Here is a 6,713-nt window from a genome sequence, read left to right on the forward strand (position 1 = left end):
TTGGTGCCATGAGTGACCCTGATCTCAAAGCTTCTATTTCCTGAGAAGCCTCAATTTAAATTACAATTTCGAGATATTTCCTTTTGGAAAATTAATGAAGCTTTGCATAAATAATTAGGCGCATTTGTTGTTTCTATTTTAGTAATGAAAAATCAATGGGTAAATATTAATGCTATGCTATATGCACATTTTCTTGTAAGGTGGCTTATATTTTTTGTTTTTAATTCTGGCTTGGTCGATTAATCGCTTTACCCGTCCCATTGAAAATTTAGATGGGCGGCCGAACGCTTGAGCATGGATTTAAATGCCAAGCCAGTACCTATCGAGATGGTCCTTTAGTTGTGCAAGAAACAGCGAAGGCGATGAATCGCATGCAACAGCGTATTCAGACTTTAATTTATAATCGCACCCAAATGCTAGCAGCTATTTCTCATGATTTGCGAACCCCGATCACCCGCATGAAATTGTGTGCCCAGTTTGGTTAAAGATGCCACAACTAAAAAATATTAACCAAGGACTTGTATGAAATGGAAAAAATGATCAACGAAACGTTAGCGTTTGCACGAGATGATTTTTCAGAAGAAGTGAATTTAGATTTGGTTTTCTCTAGGTAAGGTCCTTGGTAGAATCGATGGAGGATATGGGGTACAATATCCAACTTTAAATAGCCGTTTTAATCGAATTACTCTGTTAAGAGATTCCACTGCATTGAAACAAGCTTTTACTAATTTTAATTTGTTGAGCAATGCTGTTCGATGTGCGAAAAACGTTACCATTCGTATCCGGCGCATCACAATCGTGTGAATATTTACATCGAAGATGATGGCCCGGGAATCGCAGAGAAAGAATTAGAGCAAGTGTTTGAACCCTTTTATCGGGGTGAGCATTCCCGTTCACGTGATACTGGAAGGTGTGGGCTTGGGTTTGGCAGTGACTCGTGACGTCATTAGTGACCCATAATGGAAAAGTGTTTTTGATCAAAAACCGCAGGGAGGATTACGTGCTGTGGTAGAATTACACCCAAACATTCATTAAAATCCCACCGTATGAATCCTGCCTCCGTTCGTTCTATTGGTATTTTACGGCTGGGTGCGCTGGGAGATGTTTGTCTAACAGTCCCCTTGATCCGTGCGTTATGCAGACACCTACCGCACATCGAACTTCATTGGATTATCAGTCGCCCTTTCTTTTCACTGGTCCGAGGATTAGCGAATGTAAATTTTATTGTTTTGGATAAACCAAAGTCATTAAGCGATTATTGGAGATGTTACCAGCAGCTGAAATCTTGTTCCTTGGATGTCTTATTGGTGCCCCAAGCCACATTACGTTCCAATATATTGTGTTTGTTAATAAAAGCAAAAATAAAATACGGTTATGAAAAATTACATAGTCGTGATTTGCAGCATTATTTTATAAATCGCACTGTAGCTGCGAGGCCTGAACATTTGGTGGAAAGTTTTTTACGATTTGCGGAACCCTTTGGAATTACGGATAAAAATATTGAATGGGGATTACCCATCGAAGAAAAGGATTATGAGTGGGCGAAAGCACAATTGAATTCTTACAATGGCCGTTGGTTAGCTATTTGTCCTGCTACGAGTAAAGAGGAACGCAATTGGTTTAGTGATCGATATGCTACTGTGGTTAATTACCTTACCAAAAAGCGATGGGATTTTAATGTTGTTTTAGTAGGCGGACCAAGTGCGGTAGAGAAACAAATGGCAGAAGAAATCAATCGCCAGCTGATAAAACCTGCTCTTAATCTCATAGGTAAAAGTTCTTTAAAGCAATTGGCAGCGCTCCTAAGCGAAGTGGATGTTCTTTTGTCGCCAGATACGGGCCCTTTACATATCGCTCAAGCGGTAGGAACACCGGTAATGGGCCTTTACGCAGTTGCTCCTCCAGAAAAAACCGGACCTTATTTTTCTCAGAGATTGGTAATTAATAAATTCCCTCAAGCAGTCAAAACCATTTTACGTAAAGATCCCTCAAAAATAACTTGGCATGAGCGAGTGCATTCTCGAGAGGCTATGGCATTAATTAGTGTTGATGAAGTGAGAGATCAGCTTGAAAAACTATTTGTAGAATTACAATTCGTTCCTTCTTTGTGAGTGAGCGAGAACTAGGTCTAGGCCTCTTTCCGAGGAATAGGCCGATCAACCGACTCTCAAAATTTTACCACTAATGGCATCGCGGATTTCGCTGGGTCGTTTGGAAGTCCCTAGAGCGCCTTCGAGGATGCTATCAATTTTGTTGCCAAAAATTATCCTCAGCATTTTCAGGTCCTGCGTGGGAGGCTCTCCTTCCAGATTGGCACTTGTGGAAATAATTGGCCCCCCGAAATGATGACAGAGCAATCGGGCTAACGGATGAGCAGTGACACGAATAGCAACGGTGTTATGATCCCCGCTCACCCAATAAGGCACTTCGGCCGTAGCTGGGAAAAGCCATGTGACAGGACCAGGCCACGTGCTGAAAACGTGGACTAAAGTTTTGGGATCTAAGGGTTGGGTGAGGGTTTCTACTTGTTTCCATTCGGAAGCGATCAGAATAAAACCTTTTTTAATTGAGCGATTCTTGAGAGTGAGTATTTGAATAACAGCATGAGGATTAAAGGGGTCACATCCAAGCCCATAAACAGCTTCCGTAGGGTAGGCAATCACCTTTCCTTGTTGTAAGGCTTCAACAGTCTGGTTAATCGATTGCGTGTACTCATCCATGTTCACAAGGCGGTTTGGAATTTTTCGTCTACCTTTCTTAAGTTTGCTTGAGCCATCGTTCTCTTTTCTAGTAACTTTTCTGCCAAGACTGGATCTCCAATTGCAATAATTTGCGCTGCTAAGAGGGTGGCATTTTAGCTCTAGCTTTCCCAATGGTGGTGCAGGCAACGAGGAATACCGCCGGGCATTTGAAAAGTTGAAAGGAGAGCGTTTAATCCGCCTAAACTTGCCAGCGGTCATGGGGACACCAAAACAGGCTTGATTGTATGAGCGCCATACGGCTAGATGGGCAGCGAGTCCAGCGGCAGCGATGAAAAACAGTGCATCCTCGTTTTTCAGCTGTTTCAACAAAGTCTCTGGTTGCCTCTGGAGTGCGATGAACAGAGAGAATACACGCTTCAAAAGGAATGCCTAAAGATTTTAATTCGGTAAAAGTCGTCTCTATAACTGACAGATTGCTATCAGATCCCATTAAAATAGCAATAAAAGATTTATTCATTGATTTCTCTCTCACCTTCCGGATAAGGTTCTATAAAGTTACAACTCTTTTGAGGACACACTTTTTCTGTTCCCCGGCTTTTTGTCGTTTTTACTGACAAAATGGGCCAATGGCATTTAGGACACTTCTGCGAAATAGGCATATTCCAAATACCATAATCACAATCTGGGTATCTCTTGCAGGAATAAAAGATTTTGCCTCGACGTGATTTACGTTGCAAGATAGCCCCCTTATTACATTTAGGACAGGTAACTTGGGTATCTTTGTCTTTTTCCAGGGATTCCATATAACGACAGTTCGGATACCCACTGCAACCAATGAATTTGCCATAGCGCCCGCTTTTAATAACAAGATTGGATTGACACTCCAGACATTGTCGACCTTCAATAAGTTGTTGTGAAGCTTCTGCAGCTATATCCGTCACGTTACGAGTATAATCGCAGTCGGGATAAGCGGTGCATCCAATGAAACGTCCTCGTTTCCCCAAGCGGATAGATAATTGAACCCCGCATTTAGGGCATTTTTCATCAATTTTTTCTTGTGTCACATCACTGCGTTTAACAGTCTTTTTGGTAACATCGACAAGATTTTTAAAGGGTGACCAAAAAGCTTTTAATACCGGGATCCAGGTTTTTTCTCCTTGGGCGATATCATCCAGCTCATCTTCCAATTTCGCTGTAAACCCATAACCCACGTATTTAGTAAAATAATGAGTCAAAAAACGATTAACAATGCGTCCAACGTCCGTAGCTACAAAGCGCTTATTATCCACTTCGACGTATTTACGATTTTTTAAAGTGGTGATAATGCTCGCGTACGTGGAAGGACGGCCAATATCATGTTCTTCCAAAGCTTTGACTAAACTGGCTTCGGTATAACTAGGCGGGGGTTCGGTAAAATGCTGTTCGCTTTTAATATCAGTGATAGCGACAATTTGTCCCTCCTCCAGAGGAGGTAACATTCTGCCTTCTCCTTCGTCGTCTTTTTTACTATCATCGCTGGTTTCTTGGTAAACTGTAATAAAACCCGATTTAACTATGGTAGAACCATTAGCTCGAAAAAGAGCATTAGGTGCCGCCAAATTAACAGCAACCGTATGCAAAGTAGCTTCGATCATTTGACAGGCAACCGTTCGTTTCCAAATTAAAGTGTACAATTTCAATTGATCGCTTGTTAAATATTTTTTAAATTTTGGGGAAGTCGAAAGACAGAAGTGGGACGGATAGCTTCGTGTGCTTCTTGAGAATTTTTAGATTTGGTTTTATAGACGCGTACTTCCTTCGGCACATTTTCTTGTCCATATTTTTTATTAATTAATTCTCGGACTTCTTCCATAGCTTCCGGCTCCAATGTGACAGAATCGGTTCGCATATAGGTAATGAGCCCCATTGCACCTTCATCCCCAATCTCAACACCTTCATATAATTGCTGAGCGATTTGCATGGTCTTGGAAGCGGAAAATCCTAATTTTCGTGCCGATTCTTGTTGCATTGTCGAAGTGATAAAAGGGGGGCAGGATTGCGTTTGCGTTCTCGTTTGAGAACTTTAGCAACTGTAAGTTTCCCGTCAGCAGCTTCGGTGACAGTCTTACAAATGGCTTGAGCCGTTTTTTCTCTAGTTATAGAAAATTGCTCAATTTTTTCATTTTGAAATTCAATTAATCGTGCGTCAAAACTTTGTTGCTGAAACTGACAGTCCGCATGAATAGTGCAATATTCCTGACTTTTAAAATTTTCAATTTCTATTTCCCTTTCCACAATCATGCGTAAAGCAGGGCTTTGAACCCGACCTGCAGAGAGTCCTGGACGGATTTTTAGCCATAATAAGGGAGATAAATTGAAACCCACCAAATAGTCCAAAGCACGCCGTGCTTGCTGCGCATTCACTAAGTCCATCGAAATATCGCGTGGATATTCTATTGCATTTTGCACTGCTTTTTTAGTGATCTGATGAAAGACCACGCGGGCGAAGTTTTTATTTTTTAAACTATTTTTAGTTTCTAACAGTTGTTTTATGTGCCAAGCAATGGCCTCACCTTCACGATCAGGATCTGTCGCTAGAAATAAATTTTTACAAGTTTTGAGGGCCTTTGCGATGGCTTCCATGTGACGGCTATTGCGCTCTATCGTTTGATAATACATTTTAAAATTATCGGCTGGATTTACGGCGCCCTCTTTGGGAATAAGATCTCGAACGTGACCATAAGAGGCCATTACTTTAAAATCTTTACCTAAGTATTTTTCTATTGTTTTTGCTTTGGCGGGTGATTCGACCACCACTAACGATTTCACCATAATTAATGTATACCACCTAACGTGTCATCAAGAACAATAAGCTCTATGCTGGCGAGAGATTTTTTTCATCGGGTTGATTAAAAAGAACCATCAAGGTTACCCATTTTAGAAGGCTGACGTCGATGCCTTCCGAGGCTAATTCAATGGCTTGGTTAATAACAAGCTCCCGTGTATGAGGGTTTAAAATTGATTGTTGCTCTAAGGTGATTAAAAAACGGCGGCAATCGATATCGAATAACTTACATTCATAGTCACTAAATACTCTAATGGAATCTTTATTCGGTAGTTGCATGGGCTCATGAACGCCTTGTGAGAGGTTATTTAACCAGCGGAAGGCTTGATCAATAAGAGCGCGGTGGAATCCGAGTTCTTCCAAGCGAAGAAGCAATTTTTTTTCCCTCACATCAAGGGTGTAATTTTCTTGCATGTGATTTTTGAATAAATACATTAATACTGTTAACACACTTTCATCTTTCATTACTTCACCCGTATAAACCCACCGAGTATAGCTTTAATATTACCCTGTAATTCAAGAGATACCAATAGAGATGCTACCCCTCTTATGATATCGCAAAGCCACTTCTTACCACCATTTGGTCGATAGAGGTCGCTTTAAAGCCAATGCATTCGATCAATTTTTGCTTACCATCTTTCAGCACGGGTCTGCTAGCTTAGGTAACAACAGACCTGTTTCCCAATTCTGCAATAATATCCCCTATAAAATCAACTGGTTTCGCACACTCCTTAATAAAAGCATGGCAACTCCGCGAAAGAAGATTTAAAATCGAACTCCGAATAGCAAAAACTTCTCAATTTTACTCGGCTGCCAGTCGGACAGTGATCAACGAACCAGAACCCAATGCAGCTTCCACTACTCCACTACTACAGTACTTAAACTGAGACGAGACCGCTGATAATATGATTCCGACGAGGAAAATTGGACGGAAGCGCTTCATAGTTAAAAGGAATTCAGAAACTAAGGCACCATTTTTGGAAATCCGGCTAGCTAATGAATAATGATGCGAATAAGTATATATGAGATAGACCGTTGTCGAGTATAGCAACAGTTTACCCTCCTTCTCGCAAGGTGCCTTGATGGTTTGCAGCGTCAATTTTTAGTGCAAGACCGCTCGTGATATGCCCTCTTGGCTTTTAATTATTGTTTGTTCTGCTATTCCCGATTCTGTGGGGGTCGGATTT

5 protein-coding genes and 2 pseudogenes are annotated in these 6,713 nt (G+C 41.2%); 3 read left to right on the top strand and 4 right to left on the bottom strand.

The genetic code is table 11. The features are described 5' to 3' along the window. The first annotated feature begins 272 nt into the window (after nt 1-272). The 3 genes from B1F79_RS02035 (at nt 273) to B1F79_RS02045 (ending at nt 2,111) form a co-directional block, all read left to right on the top strand. Nucleotides 273-485 carry a histidine kinase dimerization/phospho-acceptor domain-containing protein gene (locus B1F79_RS02035; RefSeq protein ID WP_251365791.1) on the top strand — a complete coding sequence of 71 codons (213 nt, stop codon included), beginning with the start codon at nt 273-275 and terminating at the stop codon, nt 483-485. Nucleotides 486-755: 270 nt separating this feature from the next. Continuing rightward, on the top strand, nt 756-941 hold the full coding sequence (locus B1F79_RS02040) for an ATP-binding protein (protein ID WP_251365792.1): 186 nt from the start codon (nt 756-758) through the stop codon (nt 939-941). Nucleotides 942-1,046: 105 nt separating this feature from the next. Then, nucleotides 1,047-2,111 (top strand): glycosyltransferase family 9 protein, encoded by a 1,065-nt coding sequence (locus tag B1F79_RS02045; RefSeq protein ID WP_251365793.1) that lies wholly within the window; start codon nt 1,047-1,049, stop codon nt 2,109-2,111. A gap of 45 nt (nt 2,112-2,156) precedes the next feature. Here the strand turns inward: B1F79_RS02045 and tsaC are convergent, their stop codons facing one another. The 4 genes and pseudogenes from tsaC to B1F79_RS02065 all read right to left on the bottom strand — a co-directional run bounded on the left by tsaC (nt 2,157) and on the right by B1F79_RS02065 (nt 5,991). Beyond that, entirely contained in the window at nt 2,157-2,720 is a 564-nt protein-coding gene (gene tsaC / locus B1F79_RS02050; RefSeq protein ID WP_251365794.1) for an L-threonylcarbamoyladenylate synthase type 1 TsaC, read from the bottom strand. 220 nt (nt 2,721-2,940) lie between these two features. Further along, nucleotides 2,941-3,219, bottom strand: coding sequence for an AIR carboxylase family protein (locus B1F79_RS02055; protein WP_251365795.1), 279 nt, complete (start codon nt 3,217-3,219; stop codon nt 2,941-2,943). After that, nucleotides 3,212-5,513, bottom strand: a pseudogene (topA, locus tag B1F79_RS02060) (type I DNA topoisomerase). The gene B1F79_RS02055 and the pseudogene topA overlap by 8 nt, the downstream one beginning before the upstream one ends. A 2-nt stretch (nt 5,514-5,515) precedes the next feature. After that, nucleotides 5,516-5,991, bottom strand: a pseudogene (locus B1F79_RS02065) (Smg family protein). Nucleotides 5,992-6,713 lie beyond the last annotated feature (722 nt).

It is taken from the genome of Coxiella-like endosymbiont of Rhipicephalus sanguineus, assembly GCF_018687865.1.

Coding starts and splice junctions, on each gene's coding strand:
- B1F79_RS02035 (WP_251365791.1), top strand. CDS start 273: ATGGGCGGCCGAACGCTTGAGCATGGATTTAAATGCCAAGCCAGTACC.
- B1F79_RS02040 (WP_251365792.1), top strand. CDS start 756: ATGTGCGAAAAACGTTACCATTCGTATCCGGCGCATCACAATCGTGTG.
- B1F79_RS02045 (WP_251365793.1), top strand. CDS start 1,047: ATGAATCCTGCCTCCGTTCGTTCTATTGGTATTTTACGGCTGGGTGCG.
- tsaC (WP_251365794.1), bottom strand. CDS start 2,720: ATGGATGAGTACACGCAATCGATTAACCAGACTGTTGAAGCCTTACAA.
- B1F79_RS02055 (WP_251365795.1), bottom strand. CDS start 3,219: ATGAATAAATCTTTTATTGCTATTTTAATGGGATCTGATAGCAATCTG.